At 54.7% G+C, this 18365-nt stretch carries 32 protein-coding genes; all 32 read left to right on the top strand.

The features are described 5' to 3' along the window. Window positions 1-83: 83 nt before the first annotated feature. The 32 genes from rpsL (at window position 84) to rplQ (ending at window position 18256) form a co-directional block, all read left to right on the top strand. Complete coding sequence (gene rpsL, locus HU755_RS25860; RefSeq protein ID WP_003186084.1) at window positions 84-455, top strand: 30S ribosomal protein S12; 372 nt, start codon at window positions 84-86, stop codon at window positions 453-455. A 107-nt stretch (window positions 456-562) separates the two neighbouring features. After that, complete coding sequence (gene rpsG / locus HU755_RS25855) at window positions 563-1036, top strand: 30S ribosomal protein S7 (RefSeq protein ID WP_016772941.1); 474 nt, start codon at window positions 563-565, stop codon at window positions 1034-1036. A 30-nt stretch (window positions 1037-1066) separates the two neighbouring features. Further along, window positions 1067-3172: an elongation factor G gene (fusA, locus tag HU755_RS25850; RefSeq protein WP_186546712.1), complete on the top strand. Its 2106-nt coding sequence runs from the start codon at window positions 1067-1069 to the stop codon at window positions 3170-3172. Window positions 3173-3203: 31 nt separating this feature from the next. Next, window positions 3204-4397, top strand: coding sequence for an elongation factor Tu (gene tuf / locus HU755_RS25845; RefSeq protein WP_003176426.1), 1194 nt, complete (start codon window positions 3204-3206; stop codon window positions 4395-4397). 158 nt (window positions 4398-4555) lie between these two features. Then, entirely contained in the window at window positions 4556-4867 is a 312-nt protein-coding gene (gene rpsJ, locus HU755_RS25840; protein ID WP_003186070.1) for a 30S ribosomal protein S10, read from the top strand. 80 nt (window positions 4868-4947) lie between these two features. Further along, complete coding sequence (gene rplC, locus HU755_RS25835) at window positions 4948-5583, top strand: 50S ribosomal protein L3 (RefSeq protein ID WP_003228738.1); 636 nt, start codon at window positions 4948-4950, stop codon at window positions 5581-5583. A 12-nt stretch (window positions 5584-5595) separates the two neighbouring features. Beyond that, the gene (rplD, locus tag HU755_RS25830; protein ID WP_003228735.1) at window positions 5596-6198 is read left to right on the top strand and encodes a 50S ribosomal protein L4; all 603 of its coding nucleotides are present in this window, start codon (window positions 5596-5598) and stop codon (window positions 6196-6198) included. After that, window positions 6195-6494, top strand: a complete 300-nt coding sequence (gene rplW / locus HU755_RS25825) for a 50S ribosomal protein L23 (RefSeq protein WP_002555488.1) — start codon at window positions 6195-6197, stop codon at window positions 6492-6494. Before rplD ends, rplW begins: the two co-directional genes overlap by 4 nt. Before the next feature lie 14 nt (window positions 6495-6508). Further along, the gene (gene rplB, locus HU755_RS25820) at window positions 6509-7333 is read left to right on the top strand and encodes a 50S ribosomal protein L2 (protein ID WP_003228734.1); all 825 of its coding nucleotides are present in this window, start codon (window positions 6509-6511) and stop codon (window positions 7331-7333) included. A gap of 16 nt (window positions 7334-7349) precedes the next feature. After that, window positions 7350-7625, top strand: coding sequence for a 30S ribosomal protein S19 (rpsS, locus tag HU755_RS25815; protein WP_003228731.1), 276 nt, complete (start codon window positions 7350-7352; stop codon window positions 7623-7625). 11 nt (window positions 7626-7636) lie between these two features. Beyond that, on the top strand, window positions 7637-7969 hold the full coding sequence (gene rplV, locus HU755_RS25810) for a 50S ribosomal protein L22 (protein WP_003103908.1): 333 nt from the start codon (window positions 7637-7639) through the stop codon (window positions 7967-7969). A gap of 13 nt (window positions 7970-7982) precedes the next feature. Further along, on the top strand, window positions 7983-8669 hold the full coding sequence (gene rpsC / locus HU755_RS25805; RefSeq protein ID WP_003176422.1) for a 30S ribosomal protein S3: 687 nt from the start codon (window positions 7983-7985) through the stop codon (window positions 8667-8669). A 12-nt stretch (window positions 8670-8681) separates the two neighbouring features. Beyond that, window positions 8682-9095, top strand: a complete 414-nt coding sequence (gene rplP / locus HU755_RS25800) for a 50S ribosomal protein L16 (protein ID WP_007896757.1) — start codon at window positions 8682-8684, stop codon at window positions 9093-9095. Continuing rightward, window positions 9095-9286, top strand: coding sequence for a 50S ribosomal protein L29 (gene rpmC, locus HU755_RS25795; protein ID WP_002555481.1), 192 nt, complete (start codon window positions 9095-9097; stop codon window positions 9284-9286). Before rplP ends, rpmC begins: the two co-directional genes overlap by 1 nt. Before the next feature lie 2 nt (window positions 9287-9288). Further along, window positions 9289-9555, top strand: coding sequence for a 30S ribosomal protein S17 (gene rpsQ, locus HU755_RS25790; RefSeq protein WP_003194644.1), 267 nt, complete (start codon window positions 9289-9291; stop codon window positions 9553-9555). 23 nt (window positions 9556-9578) lie between these two features. After that, complete coding sequence (gene rplN, locus HU755_RS25785; protein ID WP_002555479.1) at window positions 9579-9947, top strand: 50S ribosomal protein L14; 369 nt, start codon at window positions 9579-9581, stop codon at window positions 9945-9947. Window positions 9948-9958: 11 nt separating this feature from the next. Beyond that, entirely contained in the window at window positions 9959-10273 is a 315-nt protein-coding gene (gene rplX, locus HU755_RS25780) for a 50S ribosomal protein L24 (protein WP_186546713.1), read from the top strand. A gap of 20 nt (window positions 10274-10293) precedes the next feature. Continuing rightward, window positions 10294-10833: a 50S ribosomal protein L5 gene (gene rplE, locus HU755_RS25775; RefSeq protein WP_003176415.1), complete on the top strand. Its 540-nt coding sequence runs from the start codon at window positions 10294-10296 to the stop codon at window positions 10831-10833. Window positions 10834-10846: 13 nt separating this feature from the next. After that, entirely contained in the window at window positions 10847-11152 is a 306-nt protein-coding gene (rpsN, locus tag HU755_RS25770) for a 30S ribosomal protein S14 (protein WP_126366851.1), read from the top strand. Window positions 11153-11360: 208 nt separating this feature from the next. Then, window positions 11361-11753: a 30S ribosomal protein S8 gene (gene rpsH / locus HU755_RS25765; RefSeq protein WP_016772944.1), complete on the top strand. Its 393-nt coding sequence runs from the start codon at window positions 11361-11363 to the stop codon at window positions 11751-11753. A gap of 12 nt (window positions 11754-11765) precedes the next feature. Then, window positions 11766-12299, top strand: a complete 534-nt coding sequence (rplF, locus tag HU755_RS25760; protein WP_003176412.1) for a 50S ribosomal protein L6 — start codon at window positions 11766-11768, stop codon at window positions 12297-12299. Window positions 12300-12309: 10 nt separating this feature from the next. Beyond that, entirely contained in the window at window positions 12310-12660 is a 351-nt protein-coding gene (gene rplR, locus HU755_RS25755) for a 50S ribosomal protein L18 (RefSeq protein WP_003186037.1), read from the top strand. Window positions 12661-12663: 3 nt separating this feature from the next. Next, entirely contained in the window at window positions 12664-13164 is a 501-nt protein-coding gene (gene rpsE / locus HU755_RS25750) for a 30S ribosomal protein S5 (protein ID WP_064392263.1), read from the top strand. Between the two features lie 2 nt (window positions 13165-13166). After that, the gene (rpmD, locus tag HU755_RS25745) at window positions 13167-13343 is read left to right on the top strand and encodes a 50S ribosomal protein L30 (protein ID WP_003176408.1); all 177 of its coding nucleotides are present in this window, start codon (window positions 13167-13169) and stop codon (window positions 13341-13343) included. Window positions 13344-13346: 3 nt separating this feature from the next. After that, window positions 13347-13784, top strand: coding sequence for a 50S ribosomal protein L15 (rplO, locus tag HU755_RS25740; protein ID WP_003228720.1), 438 nt, complete (start codon window positions 13347-13349; stop codon window positions 13782-13784). Further along, window positions 13785-15113 carry a preprotein translocase subunit SecY gene (secY, locus tag HU755_RS25735; RefSeq protein WP_016772945.1) on the top strand — a complete coding sequence of 443 codons (1329 nt, stop codon included), beginning with the start codon at window positions 13785-13787 and terminating at the stop codon, window positions 15111-15113. A gap of 27 nt (window positions 15114-15140) precedes the next feature. Further along, window positions 15141-15257, top strand: coding sequence for a 50S ribosomal protein L36 (gene rpmJ / locus HU755_RS25730; RefSeq protein WP_002555468.1), 117 nt, complete (start codon window positions 15141-15143; stop codon window positions 15255-15257). Window positions 15258-15387: 130 nt separating this feature from the next. Then, window positions 15388-15744: a 30S ribosomal protein S13 gene (gene rpsM, locus HU755_RS25725; RefSeq protein WP_009045849.1), complete on the top strand. Its 357-nt coding sequence runs from the start codon at window positions 15388-15390 to the stop codon at window positions 15742-15744. Between the two features lie 30 nt (window positions 15745-15774). Next, entirely contained in the window at window positions 15775-16164 is a 390-nt protein-coding gene (gene rpsK / locus HU755_RS25720) for a 30S ribosomal protein S11 (protein WP_002555466.1), read from the top strand. 18 nt (window positions 16165-16182) lie between these two features. Then, entirely contained in the window at window positions 16183-16803 is a 621-nt protein-coding gene (rpsD, locus tag HU755_RS25715; protein ID WP_003176404.1) for a 30S ribosomal protein S4, read from the top strand. A gap of 22 nt (window positions 16804-16825) precedes the next feature. Further along, a complete protein-coding gene (rpoA, locus tag HU755_RS25710; protein WP_003186012.1) occupies window positions 16826-17827 on the top strand; it encodes a DNA-directed RNA polymerase subunit alpha in 1002 nt (333 codons plus the stop codon). 42 nt (window positions 17828-17869) lie between these two features. Then, a complete protein-coding gene (rplQ, locus tag HU755_RS25705) occupies window positions 17870-18256 on the top strand; it encodes a 50S ribosomal protein L17 (protein ID WP_003176402.1) in 387 nt (128 codons plus the stop codon). Window positions 18257-18365: the final 109 nt, after the last annotated feature.

Genomic DNA, 18365 nt, shown 5'->3' with positions numbered 1-18365 from the left:
CCTAAATTTGGCGGGAATTCGTTCCTGCCATTTTGCTTTTCTTGCAAGACAATAGCGTCGCAAGACAACAGTGGAGCTAGTAGATGGCAACTATCAACCAGCTGGTACGTCAGCCGCGTAAGCGTATCGTCGAGAAATCCGACGTACCTGCGCTGCAGAACTGCCCGCAACGTCGTGGCGTGTGCACCCGTGTGTACACCACCACGCCGAAAAAACCTAACTCGGCACTGCGTAAAGTATGCCGTGTGCGTCTGACCAACGGTTTCGAGGTTTCCTCGTACATCGGCGGTGAAGGCCACAACCTGCAAGAGCACAGCGTGGTACTGATCCGCGGCGGTCGTGTAAAAGACTTGCCAGGTGTTCGTTACCACACCGTTCGCGGCTCCTTGGATACTTCCGGCGTTAAAGGCCGTAACCAGGGTCGTTCGAAGTACGGTACCAAGCGTCCGAAGTAATCGGTCGTTTTGCAGATTTTTATTTTATTGAGTCGATAAGAGTAAGGTCGGGCACGCATCCTCTGGATCTGTCCCGAGCTAACCTGAAGACCGCTTGAGGGCTTATCATGCCAAGACGTCGCGTAGCAGCAAAGCGTGAGATTCTGGACGATCCGAAATACGGAAGCCAGATCCTCGCCAAATTCATGAACCACGTTATGGAAAGCGGCAAGAAAGCCGTTGCCGAACGTATCGTTTATGGTGCCCTGGAAACCGTTGCGGCCCGTAAGGCTGGCACCGATCCCCTGGAACTCTTCGAAAAAGCACTCGACGCCATCGCTCCGCTGGTCGAAGTGAAGTCGCGCCGCGTTGGTGGTGCTACTTACCAGGTTCCGGTCGAGGTTCGTCCTTCCCGTCGTAACGCTCTGGCAATGCGCTGGTTGGTAGACTTCGCACGCAAGCGTGGCGAGAAGTCTATGGCTCTGCGTTTGGCTGGCGAACTGCTGGATGCTGCTGAAGGTAAAGGTGCTGCTGTTAAGAAGCGTGAAGACGTGCACCGTATGGCCGAAGCTAACAAAGCTTTCTCGCACTACCGCTTCTAATTTTAGCTTCACTAATTTTGCGAGGGCTTTATGGCTCGTACTACTCCGATTAGCCGCTACCGTAACATCGGTATCGTCGCTCACGTGGATGCTGGTAAAACCACCACCACCGAGCGCGTACTGTTTTACACCGGCAAAAGTCACAAAATGGGCGAGGTGCATGACGGCGCCGCGACCACAGACTGGATGGTTCAGGAGCAGGAGCGTGGTATTACCATTACTTCTGCTGCCATTACCGCCTTCTGGAAAGGTTCCGAGAAGCAGTACTCTCACGAGCACCGTTTCAACGTAATCGATACCCCGGGCCACGTAGACTTCACCATTGAAGTAGAGCGCTCCCTGCGCGTACTCGACGGCGCTGTCGTTGTGTTCTGCGGTACTTCGGGTGTTGAGCCGCAGTCGGAAACCGTATGGCGTCAAGCCAACAAGTACGGTGTTCCACGTCTTGTTTACGTAAACAAGATGGACCGTGCTGGCGCCAACTTCCTGCGCGTGATCGGTCAGATCAAGCAGCGTCTGGGTCACACTCCGGTGCCGATTCAGCTGGCTATCGGTTCCGAAGACAACTTCCAGGGTCAGATCGATCTGATCAACATGCAAGCTGTGTACTGGAACGACTCTGACAAAGGTATGGTCCCTGTTCGCAAGGACATCCCAGCCGAGCTGCAAGAGCTGGCTGAAGAGTGGCGCAACAACATGGTTGAAGCTGCCGCCGAAGCCAACGAAGAGCTGATGAACAAGTACCTGGAAGGCGAAGAGCTGTCGATCGAAGAGATCAAGGCTGCTTTGCGTCAGCGTACCATCGCCGGCGAAATCGTTCTGGCCGTTTGCGGTTCTTCGTTCAAGAACAAGGGCGTTCCCCTGGTTCTCGACGCCGTTATCGACTACCTGCCTGCTCCGACCGACATTCCTGCTATCAAGGGTACCAACCCTGATAACGAGGAAGAAGAGATGGAGCGTCATGCAGACGACAGCGAGCCTTTCGCGGCTCTGGCGTTCAAGATCGCTACTGACCCATTCGTGGGTACTCTGACTTTCGTCCGCGTTTACTCGGGCGTGTTGAACTCCGGCGACGGCGTGATCAACTCGGTCAAAGGCAAGAAAGAGCGCGTGGGTCGTATGGTGCAAATGCACGCAAACGCCCGTGAAGAGATCAAGGAAGTACGCGCTGGCGACATCGCGGCCCTGATCGGCATGAAGGACGTCACCACTGGTGAAACCCTCTGCAACGCTGACAAGCCAATCATCCTGGTTCGCATGGACTTCCCGGAGCCGGTTATTTCGGTTGCCGTAGAGCCTAAGACCAAGGATGACCAGGAAAAAATGGGTATCGCTCTGGGCAAGCTTGCTCAGGAAGACCCGTCTTTCCGCGTTAAAACTGATGAAGAGACTGGTCAAACGATCATCTCCGGCATGGGCGAGTTGCACCTGGACATCCTGGTTGACCGGATGCGCCGTGAGTTCAACGTCGAAGCCAACATCGGCAAGCCTCAGGTTTCGTATCGTGAGCGCATCACGAAGAGCTGTGAAATCGAAGGCAAGTTCGTTCGTCAGTCCGGTGGTCGCGGCCAGTTTGGTCACTGCTGGATCCGTTTTGCTCCTGCTGACGAAGGTCAGGAAGGTCTGCAATTCGTGAACGAAGTAGTAGGTGGTGTGGTTCCTAAGGAATACATCCCGGCTATCCAGAAGGGTATCGAAGAGCAGATGAAGAACGGCGTTGTTGCCGGCTATCCGCTGATCGGCCTGAAGGCTACCGTGTTCGATGGTTCTTACCACGACGTCGACTCCAACGAGATGGCGTTTAAAGTGGCTGCTTCCATGGCGACCAAGCAACTGGCCCAGAAGGGCGGTGGTGAGTTGCTCGAGCCGATCATGGCGGTAGAGGTTGTTACGCCTGAAGACTATATGGGTGATGTGATGGGCGACCTTAACCGTCGTCGCGGCATGATCCAGGGTATGGAAGACACAGTGTCCGGCAAGGTTATCCGTGCCGAGGTTCCACTGGGTGAGATGTTCGGTTATGCGACCGACGTTCGTTCCATGTCCCAGGGTCGCGCAAGCTACTCTATGGAATTCAAAAAATACGATACGGCTCCGTCGCACATCGTCGAATCCGTAACCAAAAAACAAGGCTGATTCAGCCCCTTTAGGCTAGGAGTTAATTGTCGTGGCTAAAGAAAAATTTGATCGTTCCCTACCGCACGTCAACGTTGGCACCATTGGTCACGTTGACCACGGTAAAACCACTCTGACTGCTGCTCTGACTCGCGTTTGCTCCGAAGTATTCGGTTCGGCAATCGTTGACTTCGACAAGATCGACAGCGCGCCAGAAGAAAAAGCTCGTGGTATCACCATCAACACCGCGCACGTTGAATACAACTCGCTGATCCGTCACTACGCTCACGTTGACTGCCCAGGTCACGCTGACTATGTGAAGAACATGATCACCGGTGCTGCCCAGATGGACGGCGCGATCCTGGTTTGCTCGGCCGCTGATGGTCCGATGCCACAAACCCGTGAGCACATCCTGCTGTCCCGTCAGGTAGGCGTTCCGTACATCGTGGTTTACCTGAACAAGGCTGACCTGGTAGACGACGCTGAGCTGCTGGAGCTGGTTGAGATGGAAGTGCGCGATCTGCTGAGCACTTACGACTTCCCAGGTGACGACACTCCGATCATCATCGGTTCTGCTCGTATGGCTCTGGAAGGCAAAGACGATAACGAAATGGGCACCACGTCCGTTCGTAAGCTGGTTGAGACTCTGGACAGCTACATCCCGGATCCAGTCCGTGTTATCGACAAGCCGTTCCTGATGCCAATCGAAGACGTATTCTCGATTTCCGGTCGCGGTACTGTTGTAACCGGTCGTATCGAGCGCGGTATCGTCAAGGTTCAGGATCCACTGGAAATCGTTGGTCTGCGTGACACCACCGTCACCACCTGCACCGGTGTTGAAATGTTCCGTAAACTGCTCGACGAAGGTCGTGCTGGCGAGAACTGCGGCGTTCTGCTGCGTGGTACCAAGCGTGACGACGTTGAGCGTGGCCAGGTTCTGGTCAAGCCGGGTTCGGTCAAGCCGCACACCAAGTTCGAAGCTGAAGTGTACGTACTGAGCAAAGAAGAAGGCGGTCGTCACACTCCGTTCTTCAAAGGCTACCGTCCACAGTTCTACTTCCGTACTACTGACGTGACTGGTAACTGCGAGCTGCCGGAAGGCGTTGAGATGGTAATGCCGGGCGACAACATCAAAATGGTTGTTACCCTGATCAAAACCATCGCAATGGAAGACGGTCTGCGTTTCGCTATTCGCGAAGGCGGCCGTACCGTTGGTGCTGGCGTTGTAGCTAAAATCATCGAGTAATTATCTCTTCTGAGATAGCTCCATGTTTTGAGAGGGCCCCCGCTTAGCGGGGGCCTTTTTTATTGGGTTGACACCTATCAGGGGCGTCTATAGAATTGCGCCTCCTTTTAACGGGCGTATTGCGCTCGGTGGGAATAGCAGCCGGAGTCTGAAATCCAATGCAAAATCAGCAAATCCGTATCAGGTTGAAGGCTTTTGACCATCGCCTGATCGACCAATCAACCCAGGAAATCGTGGAAACCGCGAAACGTACTGGTGCTCAAGTGCGTGGTCCAATTCCACTGCCTACCCGTAAAGAGCGGTTCACCGTTCTGGTTTCCCCGCACGTCAACAAAGACGCGCGCGACCAGTACGAGATCCGCACTCATAAGCGTGTACTGGACATCGTCCAGCCAACGGATAAAACCGTTGATGCGCTGATGAAGCTTGATCTTGCGGCCGGTGTGGAAGTGCAGATCAGCCTCGGCTAAGACTCGGTCTTGGTCGTGTAACGCTCTGAAATGGGCGGCCATAGCGGGTGAAAGCCCCGTACACTCATGAGGTTTACAACATGACTATTGGTGTAGTCGGTCGTAAATGCGGTATGACCCGTATTTTCACCGAAGAAGGTGTCTCCATTCCGGTCACGGTCATTGAGATCGAGCCGAATCGCGTCACCCAGTTCAAAACTGAAGAGACCGATGGCTATCGTGCAGTGCAAGTCACTGTCGGCGAGCGTCGCGCTTCGCGTGTAACAGCAGCTCAAGCTGGCCACTTCGCTAAAGCGAACGTTGCCGCTGGTCGCACCACCATGGAATTCCGTCTTGAAGAAGGCGAGTACCAGGCTGGCGATCTGATCAACGCTGAAATCTTCGCCGCTGGTCAACTGGTTGATGTAACCGGTCAGTCCAAGGGTAAAGGCTTCCAGGGTACGATCAAGCGTTGGAATTTCCGCGGGCAAGATAACACCCACGGTAACTCCGTATCCCACCGCGTCCCAGGCTCTATCGGCCAGTGCCAGACTCCTGGTCGTGTATTCAAGGGCAAAAAAATGTCCGGTCATATGGGCGCTGAGCGCGTGACCGTGCAGTCCCTGGAAGTAGTGCGCGTGGACGCTGAACGCAATCTGTTGTTGGTCAAGGGTGCTGTTCCTGGCGCTACTGGCGGCAACCTGGTTGTACGTCCAGCAGCCAAGGCTCGCGGTTAAGGGGAAGCTGACATGCAATTAAATGTAAATGACGCTCAAGCGATCGAAGTTTCCGAACTGACATTTGGCGGCGAATTCAACGAGACGCTGGTTCACCAAGCAGTCGTGGCCTACATGGCCGGCGGCCGTCAAGGTAGCAAGCAGCAGAAAACCCGTTCCGACGTTCGTGGTGGCGGCAAACGCCCATGGCGTCAGAAAGGTACTGGCCGCGCTCGTGCCGGTACTATCCGTAGCCCAATCTGGCGTGGCGGCGGTACCACTTTCGCAGCTCGTCCACAGGATCACTCCCAGAAGCTGAACAAGAAGATGTATCGCGCAGCAATGCGTTCCATCCTTGCTGAGCTGGTGCGTACTGATCGTCTGGTCGTGGTTCAGGATTTCGCTGTTGAAACTCCGAAAACCAAAGATCTGCTGGGCAAACTGAACAACATGAGCCTGACCGACGTTCTGATCGTGTCGGACGCTGTTGATCAGAACCTGTACCTGGCTGCTCGCAACCTGCCGCACGTAGATGTACGTGACGTGCAAGGTTCCGATCCAGTTAGTCTGATCGCATACGACAAGGTGTTGATCACCGTGTCGGCCGTGAAGAAATTCGAGGAGCTGCTGGGATGAACCAGGAACGCGTATTTAAAGTTCTGCTTGGCCCGCACGTTTCCGAGAAGGCTACGGTTCTGGCAGACAAGAAAGGCCAGTTCGTTTTCAAGGTTGCTACTGACGCAACCAAGCTGGAAATCAAGAAGGCCGTCGAAAGCCTGTTCAGCGTGAAAGTTGAGCGTGTTACTACCCTGAACGTTCTGGGTAAGAGCAAGCGCACAGCTCGCGGTCTGGGCAAGCGCAATGACTGGAAGAAGGCAGTTATCTCCCTTCAGCCAGGCCAAGATCTCGATTTCAGCAGCAGTGCTGAGTAAGGAAGGGGTGCATCATGGCAATCGTTAAATGCAAACCGACTTCCCCTGGCCGCCGTTTTGTGGTCAAGGTGGTCAACCAGGAGCTGCATAAAGGCGCTCCTCACGCACCGCTGCTCGAGAAAAAATCGAAGACTGGTGGTCGTAACAACAATGGCCGTATTACCACGCGTCACATCGGTGGTGGTCATAAGCAGCATTATCGTATGGTCGATTTCCGTCGCAACGACAAAGATGGCATCGTCGCCACTGTCGAGCGTATCGAATACGATCCAAACCGTACTGCTCACATCGCACTGCTGTGCTACGCAGACGGCGAGCGCCGCTACATCATCGCCCCTAAAGGCGTGAGTGCTGGCGACCAGCTGATCGCGGGCGCTCTGGCTCCAATCAAGCCAGGCAACGCTCTGCAACTGCGCAACATTCCAGTCGGTTCTACCGTACACGGCATCGAATTGAAGCCAGGTAAAGGTGCACAGATCGCTCGTTCCGCTGGTGCTTCGGCTCAGTTGATCGCTCGTGAAGGTGTCTACGTGACCCTGCGTCTGCGTTCCGGTGAAATGCGTAAAGTCCTGGCTGAATGCCGTGCGACCCTGGGCGAAGTCTCGAACTCCGAGCACAGCCTGCGTTCGCTGGGTAAAGCTGGTGCCAAGCGCTGGCGTGGCGTTCGCCCAACCGTTCGTGGTGTTGCCATGAACCCGGTTGACCACCCACATGGTGGTGGTGAAGGTCGTACCTCTGGTGGTCGTCATCCGGTATCGCCATGGGGCTTCCCGACTAAGGGCGCGAAGACTCGTGGTAATAAGCGTACCGACAAAATGATCGTCCGTCGTCGCAAGTAAATAGAGGGATACGACAGTGCCACGTTCTCTGAAAAAAGGTCCTTTTATTGATCTTCACCTACTGAAGAAGATCGAAGTGGCGGCGGAAAAGAACGATCGCAAACCAATTAAGACTTGGTCGCGTCGTTCGATGATCCTGCCACAAATGGTCGGTCTGACCATCGCAGTACACAACGGTCGTCAACACGTCCCAGTTCTCGTTAACGAAGACATGGTCGGCCACAAACTGGGCGAGTTCGCCGGTACCCGCACTTATCGCGGGCACGTGGCTGACAAGAAAGCCAAGCGTTAAGGGGTTAGGAAATGGAAGTAGCCGCTAAGTTGTCGGGCGCTCGAATCTCCGCCCAGAAAGCCCGCTTGGTCGCCGACCAGATCCGCGGGAAGAAGGTGGGCGAAGCGCTCAACCTGTTGGCTTTCAGCAGTAAGAAAGCCGCCGAGATCATGAAGAAAGTGCTGGAGTCGGCCGTAGCCAACGCCGAGCATAACGAAGGCGCAGACGTTGATGACCTGAAGGTCAGCACCGTTTTCGTCAACGAAGGGCGTTCGCTGAAGCGCATCATGCCACGTGCCAAAGGCCGTGCTGATCGCATCGTCAAGCGGTCTTGCCATATCACTGTCAAGGTTGCTGACAAGTAACGGAGTCGAAGAGATGGGTCAGAAAGTACATCCCATTGGCATTCGCCTGGGAATCGTCAAGGAGCACACCTCCGTCTGGTACGCAGACGGTCGGACTTATGCGGACTACTTGTTCGCAGATCTGAAAGTGCGTGAGTATCTCCAAGACAAACTAAAAAGCGCGTCCGTAAGCCGTATCGATATCCATCGTCCGGCACAAACTGCACGTATCACCATCCACACCGCTCGTCCAGGTATCGTTATCGGGAAGAAAGGTGAAGATGTTGAGAAACTGCGTCAGGACCTGACCAAGCAAATGGGTGTGCCTGTGCACATCAATATCGAAGAGATCCGCAAGCCGGAGCTCGACGGTATGCTGGTTGCGCAGAGCGTAGCTCAGCAGCTGGAGCGTCGTGTAATGTTCCGTCGCGCTATGAAGCGCGCAGTACAGAACGCCATGCGCATTGGTGCCAAAGGCATCAAAATCCAAGTGAGCGGTCGTCTCGGCGGTGCTGAAATCGCACGTACTGAATGGTATCGCGAAGGTCGTGTGCCATTGCACACCCTGCGTGCCGACATCGACTATGCCAACTACGAAGCTCACACCACCTACGGTGTGATCGGTGTAAAGGTTTGGATCTTCAAAGGCGAAGTTATTGGTGGTCGCCAAGAAGAACTGAAACCACAAGCACCAGCGCCTCGTAAAAAAGCTGCTAAGTAAGGGGTACGCCAAATGTTGCAACCAAAGCGTACGAAGTTCCGCAAGCAGATGACCGGCCACAACCGTGGTCTGGCTCAGCGCGGTAGCAAAGTCAGCTTCGGCGAGTTCGCGCTGAAGTCTGTAGCTCGTGGTCGTCTCACCGCTCGTCAGATCGAGTCAGCGCGTCGTGCTCTGACCCGTCACGTAAAACGTGGCGGCAAGATCTGGATCCGTGTATTCCCGGACAAGCCGATCTCCAAAAAACCTCTCGAGGTTCGTATGGGTAAAGGTAAGGGTAGTGTGGAGTACTGGGTTGCCCAGATTCAGCCAGGCAAAGTCCTGTATGAAATCGAGGGTGTTTCTGAAGAGCTGGCGCGTGAGGCTTTTGCCCTGGCTGCTGCAAAGCTGCCGCTCGCCACCGCCTTTGTTAAACGGACGGTGATGTGATGAAAGCGAATGAACTTCGTGAAAAATCCGCACAGCAGCTGAACGAGCAACTGCTCGGCTTGCTGCGCGACCAGTTCAATCTGCGTATGCAGAAAGCAACTGGCCAGTTGGGGCAGTCTCATCTGCTCTCGCAAGTTAAGCGTGACATCGCTCGCGTGAAGACTGTGCTCAACCAGCAGGCAGGTAAGTGATCATGGCTGAAGCCGAAAAAACTGTCCGTACGCTGACTGGCCGTGTTGTCAGCGACAAGATGGACAAAACCATCACCGTATTGATCGAGCGTCGCGTAAAGCACCCGATCTACGGTAAATACGTTAAGCGTTCGACTAAGCTGCACGCGCACGACGAAACCAATCAGTGCCACATCGGCGACAAAGTCACTATTCGTGAAACTCGTCCTATGGCCAAGACCAAGTCTTGGGCGCTGGTTGATGTTCTCGAACGCGCTGTGGAAGTCTAAGGACTAGGGGTCGGAGAAATTATATGATTCAGACTCAATCCATGCTCGATGTGGCCGATAACAGCGGCGCTCGCCGCGTTATGTGCATCAAGGTGCTGGGTGGCTCCCATCGTCGTTACGCTGGTATCGGTGACATCATCAAAGTTACCGTGAAGGAAGCAATTCCTCGCGGTAAAGTGAAAAAAGGCCAAGTGATGACTGCTGTTGTAGTCCGCACTCGTCACGGCGTACGTCGTGCTGATGGCTCCATTATCCGCTTTGATGGCAACGCTGCTGTTCTTCTGAACAACAAGCAAGAGCCGATCGGCACCCGTATCTTTGGGCCAGTGACCCGTGAACTTCGTACCGAGAAGTTCATGAAGATCGTCTCGCTCGCCCCAGAAGTGCTGTAAGGAGATCCGACATGCAAAAGATTCGTCGTGACGACGAGATCATCGTGATCGCCGGCAAAGACAAAGGTAAGCGCGGTAAGGTGCTCAAGGTTCTTGCTAATAACCGTCTGGTTGTTGGTGGTCTGAACCTGGTCAAGCGTCATACCAAGCCTAACCCGATGTCGGGCGTGCAAGGCGGTATCGTCGAAAAAGAAGCTCCACTGGACGCTTCTAACGTCGCCATTTTCAACGGCGAAACCAACAAGGCTGACCGCGTTGGTTTCAAAGTAGAAGATGGCAAGAAAATTCGTGTCTTCAAGTCGACCCAAAAAGCGGTTGATGCTTGAACACTGCTAGGTAGAAGACCATGGCACGACTAAAAGAGATTTACTGGAAGGAAATCGCACCGAAGCTTAAGGAAGAACTTAAGCTTTCGAACGTGATGGAAGTTCCACGCGTTACAAAAATCACCCTGAACATGGGTCTGGGCGAAGCAGTCGGTGACAAAAAAGTCATTGAGCATGCTGTTGCTGACCTGGAAAAGATCACCGGCCAGAAAGTCGTTGTGACCTACGCTCGTAAATCCATCGCTGGCTTCAAAGTCCGCGAAGGATGGCCGATCGGCGTCAAGGTGACTCTGCGCCGTGAGCGTATGTACGAGTTCCTGGATCGTCTGCTGTCGATCTCCCTGCCTCGGGTTCGCGACTTCCGCGGCCTGAATGCCAAGTCCTTCGATGGTCGTGGCAACTACAGCATGGGCGTGAAAGAGCAGATCATTTTCCCGGAAATCGACTACGACAAGATCGATGCTCTCCGCGGTCTGGACATTACCCTGACCACCACTGCCAAGAACGATGATGAAGGCCGCGCTCTGCTGCGTGCTTTCAAATTCCCGTTCCGCAACTGATTGGAGTAGGAAAATGGCTAAGATGAGCATGAAGAACCGTGAGCTGAAGCGTCAGCTCACTGTTGCCAAGTACGCCACCAAGCGTGCAGCGCTGAAAGCTATCATCGTCGATCTGAACGCAAGTCCAGAAGCGCGTTGGGAAGCTACCGTAGCTCTGCAGAAGCAACCACGTGACGCAAGCGCTTCGCGCATGCGTAACCGTTGCCGCCTGACTGGTCGTCCGCACGGCGTTTACCGCAAGTTCGGCCTCGGTCGTAACAAGCTGCGTGAAGCTGCAATGCGTGGTGACGTTCCAGGTCTGGTTAAAGCCAGCTGGTAATCGCTGTCAAAGTCTCGGTGTTCGGGTTTGCAAGAACCTGACCGCCGGTGACCTTGAATCTGAATCAAGCCCCTTTTGGGGCTTGATTCATTTCTGGGGTGTGTCTAGAATGACCGGCTCGCCTGAGCCCGTGTTTTTCTGCCCGGAAGTTCTCGGCGACAAGTAGTAGCCGCAAGGCTAATTTTTTTGTATTAGGAGCGTCTAGCCCATGAGTATGCAGGACCCGTTAGCGGACATGCTAACTCGAATCCGTAATGCCCAGATGGCTGAAAAGTCTGTCGTAAGCATGCCGTCTTCCACGTTGAAGGCTGCTGTAGCAAAAGTCCTGAAGGACGAAGGTTACATCGCGGATTTTCAGATCACCACCGACGCCAAGCCGTCGTTGTCCATCTCGCTGAAGTACTTCGAAGGCCGTCCGGTTATCGAAGAAGTGAAGCGCGTTAGTCGTCCAGGCCTGCGTCAGTACAAGTCCGTTGAAGATCTGCCGAAAGTTCGTGGCGGTCTTGGCGTGTCTATCGTCTCCACCAACAAAGGTGTGATGACGGATCGTGCTGCGCGCGCTGCCGGTGTCGGCGGCGAAGTTCTTTGCACTGTGTTCTAAGGGGGGATAAGCATGTCTCGCGTCGCTAAGAACCCCGTTAAGCTGCCAGCCGGTGTCGAAGTCAAATTCGCAGGCCAACAGCTTTCGGTGAAGGGTGCCAAGGGTACTCTTGAACTGAACATCCATTCGTCCGTTGAGATCGTTGAAGAAGCTGGTGAGCTGCGTTTCGCTGCTCGCAATGGCGATCAACAAACTCGCGCAATGGCCGGTACCACGCGTGCGTTGGTAAACAACATGGTCCAGGGCGTAAGCCAAGGCTTCGAGCGCAAGCTCCAGCTGGTCGGTGTTGGTTACAAAGCGCAAGCAAAAGGCACGGTTCTGAACCTTGCCCTTGGCTTCTCGCACCCAGTGGATTACGAACTGCCGGAAGGCATCACCGCTGAGACTCCTAGCCAGACCGATATCCTGATCAAGGGCATCGACAAGCAGCTGGTAGGTCAAGTGGCCGCTGAGATCCGCGACTTCCGTCCACCAGAGCCGTACAAAGGCAAAGGTGTGCGCTACGCGGACGAAGTCGTCCGTCGTAAAGAAGCCAAGAAGAAGTAGGGCATAGCAAATGACCGACAAAAAAGTTACTCGACTGCGTCGCGCTCGCAAAGCACGCCTGAAAATGCACGAACTCGAAGTCGTGCGTCTCTGCGTGTTCCGCTCGTCGCAGCACATCTACGCCCAGGTCATCTCGGCCGACGGCAACAAAGTCCTGGCAAGTGCCTCGACTTTGGATAAAGAACTGCGTGATGGTGCCACTGGCAACATCGACGCGGCCACAAAGGTTGGCCAGCTGGTCGCTACGCGTGCTAAGGCCGCTGGCGTCTCGCAAGTGGCTTTCGACCGCTCTGGCTTCAAGTACCACGGCCGCGTTAAAGCGCTGGCTGATGCTGCTCGTGAAGCTGGGCTGGAGTTCTAAGTTATGTCAAATAACGACCAAAAGCGCGACGAAGGCTACATCGAGAAGCTGGTTCAAGTTAACCGCGTAGCCAAAACCGTTAAAGGCGGCCGTATCTTCACTTTCACCGCGTTGACCGTGGTAGGTGATGGTAAAGGGCGTGTTGGCTTCGGCCGTGGCAAGTCACGTGAAGTGCCTGCTGCGATCCAGAAGGCAATGGAAGCTGCTCGCCGCAACATGATCCAAGTTGACCTGAACGGCACCACTCTGCAGTACGCAATGAAGTCCGGTCACGGCGCTTCGAAGGTGTACATGCAGCCTGCTTCTGAAGGTACCGGTATCATCGCTGGCGGCGCTATGCGTGCTGTCCTCGAAGTTGCTGGTGTGCAGAACGTTCTGGCCAAGTGCTATGGCTCGACTAACCCGGTAAACGTGGTTCACGCCACTTTCAAGGGTCTGAAGGCTATGCAATCTCCTGAGTCCATCGCTGCCAAGCGTGGTCTGACTGTCAAGGAGATCTTCTGATCATGGCTACCGTTAAAGTAACGCTGATCAAAAGCATGACCGGCCGCATCCCTAACCACAAACTGTGCGTTAAGGGTCTGGGTCTGCGTCGCATCGGTCACACTGTAGAAGTCCAGGATACTCCCGAGAATCGCGGGATGATCAACAAGGCTTACTACATGCTGCGTGTCGAGGGTTAATCGATGAAACTCAATGATCTGAGTCCAGCGCCGGGTTCCCGTCGCGAAAAGCATCGTCCGGGCCGTGGTATCGGTAGTGGTTTGGGCAAGACCGGTGGCCGCGGCCACAAAGGTCAGACCTCCCGCTCCGGTGGCACCATCGCTCCAGGCTTTGAAGGCGGTCAACAGCCGCTGCATCGTCGCCTGCCTAAGTTCGGTTTCGTTTCCCTGAAGGCCATGGATCGCGCAGAAGTGCGTCTGTCCGAGCTGGCTAAAGTGGAAGGCGACATCGTTACTGTGCAGTCCCTGAAAGATGCCAACGTGATCAACGTCAACGTGCAGCGTGTGAAAATCATGCTGTCCGGTGAAGTGACTCGCGCTGTCACTATCGGCAAGGGAATCGGCGCCACCAAAGGTGCGCGTGCGGCTATCGAAGCAGCTGGCGGCAAGTTCGAGGAATAAATGGCTAAGCAAGGTGCTCTCTCTGCGCTCGGCAAAGGCGGTATGTCTGAACTCTGGGCTCGTCTGCGTTTTCTGTTCCTGGCGATTATCGTCTACCGAATAGGCGCACACATCCCGGTTCCAGGTATCAACCCGGACCGTCTCGCGGACCTGTTTCGACAGAATGAGGGGACCATTCTTAGCTTGTTCAACATGTTTTCCGGCGGCGCGCTGGAACGGATGAGCATCTTTGCACTGGGGATCATGCCGTATATTTCGGCATCGATCATCATGCAACTGATGACCGCCGTCAGCCCGCAGCTGGAGCAGTTGAAGAAGGAAGGTGAAGCTGGCCGTCGCAAGATCAGCCAGTACACCCGCTACCTCACCGTCGCTCTCGCTCTAGTCCAGGCCATTGGCATGTCCATTGGTCTGGCGGGGCAGGGCGTGGCGTTCACTGGTGACTTTGGCTTCCATTTCGTCGCGGTAACCACATTTGTGGCTGGTGCGATGTTCATGATGTGGCTGGGTGAGCAGATTACTGAGCGTGGTGTTGGCAACGGTATCTCGATGTTGATTTTTTCGGGTATCGTCGCCGGTCTTCCGAGAGCAATCGGGCAGTCTTTCGAGTCTGCGCGTCAGGGTGATATCAACATCTTCGCCCTGGTTGCCATCGGTTTGCTGGCAGTAGCGATTATCGGTTTCGTGGTGTTCATTGAGCGTGGTCAGCGTCGTATTGCTGTTCACTACGCCAAGCGTCAGCAGGGCCGTAAGGTCTTCGCTGCGCAGACTAGCCACTTGCCGCTGAAGGTGAACATGGCCGGTGTTATTCCGGCTATTTTCGCGAGCAGCATTTTGCTGTTCCCGGCTTCGTTGGGTGCCTGGTTCGGTCAGTCTGAAGGTATGGGCTGGTTGCAGGACATCTCGCAGTCGATCGCTCCTGGTCAGCCGTTGAATATTCTGCTGTTTAGTGCAGGGATTATTTTCTTCTGCTTCTTCTATACGGCGTTGATGTTCAATCCGAAAGACGTAGCGGAAAACCTGAAGAAGTCCGGTGCCTTTATTCCGGGCATTCGTCCAGGTGAGCAGTCTGCGCGCTACATTGATGGCGTTCTGACTCGCTTGACCCTGTTCGGTGCTCTTTACATGACGGCCGTGTGCTTGCTTCCCCAGTTCCTGGTGGTTGCAGCCAACGTACCGTTCTACCTTGGCGGGACCTCGTTGCTGATCGTGGTCGTGGTTGTGATGGACTTCATGTCCCAAGTACAATCGCACCTCGTTTCGCACCAGTACGAATCCCTGATGAAGAAAGCCAACCTGAAGGGTTACGGCAGCGGCATGTTGCGCTGAGTACCCATAAGGTTCGAGGAGTTGGTGATGAAAGTTCGTGCATCGGTGAAAAAGCTGTGCCGTAACTGCAAGATTATTCGCCGCGAAGGTGTTGTTCGAGTAATTTGCAGCGCGGAACCGCGTCACAAACAGCGCCAAGGCTGAGTGTGATTGTGCTTCAAGCCCGGTAGCTAGTGCGCTACCGGGTTGATTATTTGTTATTACAGCGATATTATCTCGCGCCCTATTTCTTGGCTTCCGGGGCGTAGGTAGCTGTCAATTGGAGTCCCACTGAATGGCCCGTATTGCAGGCGTTAACATTCCAGATAACAAGCATACTGTTATCTCGCTGACCTACATCTATGGTGTTGGTCGCACTACTGCACAGAAAATCTGTGCAGAAACTGGGGTAAACCCAGCAGCAAAGATCAAAGATCTGAGCGACGAGCAAATTGAACAGCTGCGTGGCGAAGTGGCGAAGTTCACCACTGAAGGTGACCTGCGTCGCGAAATCAACATGAAAATCAAGCGCTTGATGGACCTCGGTTGCTATCGCGGTCTGCGTCATCGTCGCGGTCTTCCAGTGCGCGGTCAGCGTACCAAGACCAACGCGCGTACCCGTAAAGGTCCGCGTAAGCCGATCCGCAAGTAATCGCCCCAGCGAATCGACAGGAATTTAATCATGGCAAAACCTGCTGCTCGTCCTCGTAAAAAAGTTAAAAAGACAGTGGTTGATGGCATCGCCCACATCCATGCATCTTTTAACAACACCATCGTGACCATCACCGACCGTCAAGGTAACGCTCTTTCCTGGGCTACCTCCGGTGGTTCGGGTTTCCGCGGTTCCCGCAAGTCCACCCCGTTTGCTGCTCAAGTAGCTGCTGAACGTGCTGGTCAAGCTGCGCTGGAATACGGCCTGAAAAACCTCGACGTCAACGTCAAAGGTCCAGGTCCAGGTCGTGAATCCGCAGTCCGCGCTTTGAACGGCTGTGGCTACAAGATCGCCAGCATCACCGACGTGACGCCAATCCCGCACAACGGGTGCCGTCCGCCGAAGAAGCGCCGCGTGTAATCCAGGAGATTGTAAAGAATGGCTCGTTACATTGGTCCAAAATGCAAACTCGCTCGTCGCGAAGGCACCGATCTCTTCCTGAAGAGCGGCGTGCGCGCGATCGAATCGAAGTGCAACATTGAAGCAGCACCTGGTATCCACGGCCAACGCCGCGGCCGCCAGTCCGACTACGGCACCCAACTGCGTGAAAAGCAGAAGGTCCGTCGTATCTACGGCGTTCTCGAGCGTCAGTTCAGCGGCTACTACAAAGAAGCTGCTGGCAAAAAAGGTGCAACCGGTGAAAACCTGCTGCAACTGCTCGAATGCCGTCTGGACAACGTTGTATACCGTATGGGCTTTGGTTCGACTCGTGCCGAATCCCGTCAGCTGGTATCGCACAAGTCGATCAGCGTCAACGGTCAGACCGTAAACGTTCCGTCGTATCAGGTTCGTGCTGGTGACGTGGTTGCAGTTCGCGAGAAAGCAAAAAACCAACTTCGCATTGTCCAAGCTCTCGATCTGTGTGCCCAACGTGGCCGCGTAGAATGGGTAGAAGTAGACACTGAGAAGAAGTCGGGCGTTTTCAAGAACGTTCCTGCTCGCAGTGATCTGTCCGCCGACATCAACGAAAGCCTGATTGTCGAGCTCTACTCCAAGTAAGGGCTAGAAAATAGGTGCATCCATGCAGATTTCGGTAAATGAGTTCCTGACACCCCGCCACATTGATGTGCAGGTTGTCAGTCCAACCCGCGCCAAGATCACTCTCGAGCCTCTCGAGCGTGGTTTTGGCCACACCCTGGGCAACGCGCTGCGACGCATCCTGTTGTCCTCAATGCCCGGCTGCGCAGTAGTCGAGGCCGAGATTGACGGTGTGCTCCACGAGTACAGCGCCATCGAAGGTGTACAGGAAGACGTAATTGAAATCCTGTTGAACCTTAAAGGTCTGGCCATCAAGCTGCACGGTCGTGACGAAGTTACGCTGACCTTGTCGAAGAAGGGTTCGGGGGTGGTTACCGCTGCCGATATTCAGCTGGATCATGATGTCGAGATCGTTAATCCCGATCACGTAATCGCTAACCTGGCGTCTAACGGCGCCCTGAACATGAAGCTCACCGTAGCTCGTGGTCGTGGTTATGAACCAGCCGACTCGCGTCAGAGCGATGAAGACGAAAGCCGCAGCATCGGTCGCTTGCAGCTTGACTCTTCGTTCAGCCCGGTTCGCCGTATCGCGTACGTGGTGGAAAACGCCCGTGTCGAGCAGCGTACCAACCTGGACAAGCTGGTTATTGATCTGGAAACCAACGGTACTCTGGATCCTGAAGAGGCTATTCGCCGCGCTGCAACCATCCTGCAACAGCAGTTGGCTGCGTTCGTCGACCTCAAGGGTGACAGTGAGCCAGTGGTTGTCGAGCAGGAAGACGAGATCGATCCGATCCTGCTTCGCCCGGTTGACGATCTGGAACTGACTGTACGTTCGGCTAACTGCCTTAAGGCGGAAAACATCTACTACATCGGCGACCTGATTCAGCGTACCGAAGTAGAGCTGTTGAAGACTCCGAACCTGGGCAAGAAATCCTTGACTGAAATCAAGGACGTTCTGGCCTCCCGCGGTCTGTCCCTCGGCATGCGCCTCGACAACTGGCCGCCTGCAAGTCTTAAGAAGGACGACAAGGCGACTGCCTGATCGTCGTAATCACCGAACGTAGTGTTTGGTAAGGAATGAACCATGCGTCATCGTAAAAGTGGTCGTCACCTGAGCCGCACCAGCTCGCACCGCAAGGCCATGTTCCAAAACATGGCGGTGTCGCTGTTCGAGCACGAGCTGATCAAAACTACTCTGCCAAAAGCCAAAGAACTGCGCCGCGTTGCCGAGCCGCTGATCACTCTGGCCAAGACAGACAGCCTGGCTAACCGCCGTCTGGCTTTCGACCGTACCCGCTCGAAAGCTATCGTTGGTAAGCTCTTCAACGACCTGGGCAAGCGTTATGCTACCCGTGAGGGTGGCTACCTGCGCATCCTCAAGTGCGGTTTCCGCGCTGGCGACAACGCGCCTATGGCGTACGTCGAGTTGGTTGATCGTGCTACTGCTGGCGAAGCTGTATCCGCCGAGTAAGACGTCAGTCTGAAACGAAGAACCGGGCCTAGTCAGACTGTGTGAAAACCTAGCATTCTGCTGGCCGGTTAAAGAAAATGCCCGTATCGCAAGATACGGGCATTTTTCT

Origin of the sequence: Pseudomonas sp. SWRI111 (assembly GCF_014268555.1) — a bacterium.
In the GTDB taxonomy this organism is placed as follows: Bacteria; Pseudomonadota; Gammaproteobacteria; order Pseudomonadales; family Pseudomonadaceae; genus Aquipseudomonas; species Aquipseudomonas hamedanensis.
The sequence above is the reverse complement of the archived record's forward strand: the minus strand, read 5'-3'. Positions and strand labels throughout refer to the sequence as shown.